This is a genomic window from Phyllobacterium sp. P5_D12 (assembly GCF_054049495.1).
The window spans coordinates 1-881 of record NZ_JBFUMG010001032.1; the positions used below are offsets into that span (position 1 = coordinate 1).

Sequence of the window (881 nt, forward strand, 5' to 3'; positions counted from 1 at the left end):
GTCTGAAATCCTACTGGCTGCCGTCCGCCCAGATGCTGGGCTCCGATGACATCTCCGTTGCGGACAAGGCGTCGACGATTGCACTCATCGAACGTATCGATCGTCAGGTCTTCGATGCGCGCTGGGCAAACATTCTCACAAAAGATCGTGTGACGACGACGGAGGCAGCGGTATGACCGAACAACTCCGGGTATTGGTGATTTCGCATGCGCATCCGAGCATCTCACTCGGCGGTGGCGAGATCGCATCCTACAATCTGCACAAGGGGCTGAATACGTTGCCCGGCGTGCAGTCCGTCTATCTCGCGCGGGCAAGTCATCCAATACCGCGCCATGGCACGACGGCCCTGATGAGTCTTAGGCGCAGTAGTGACGAGATACTCTTTCACGCGGATGAATATGACCACTTTTACCTGTCGAACAACAACACGGATGAAATCCGCCGCGATCTTTTGCGCTTTGTTGGCGATCTCAACCCGCACGTCGTGCATTTTCATCACGTAATGGGACTAGGCCTGGAAACGCTTTACGCCATCCGCGAGGCCTTGCCCGATACGGCGATCCTCGTGACGTTCCATGAATATTTGTCGATCTGCAACAATGACGGTCAGATGGTAAAAGCTGGCTCGTCGAAACTCTGCAACGAGGCTTCACCGATCGACTGCCACGCCTGTTTCCCCGACGTTCCTCCTGCGCGTTTTCTGAAGCGTGAACGATTTGTCCGCGGAATGCTCGAACTTGCCGACGCCTTCGTTGCGCCAAGCGTCTTTCTTGCCCGGAAGTATGCGGAATGGGGTCTCGATGCGGACAAGTTGCATGTGATCGAGAACGGCATCTCCATTGAAAGCGTAACGCCGCCAAGGGAGCTGACGGGCCCAAAAC

At 55.8% G+C, this 881-nt stretch carries 1 protein-coding gene; it reads left to right on the forward strand.

Annotated elements, in window-relative coordinates:
• Positions 1 to 172 precede the first annotated feature (172 nt).
• The coding region (locus tag ACXJ5O_RS28475) for a glycosyltransferase (protein WP_457302838.1) at positions 173 to 881 on the forward strand (709 nt) is incomplete at its 3' end.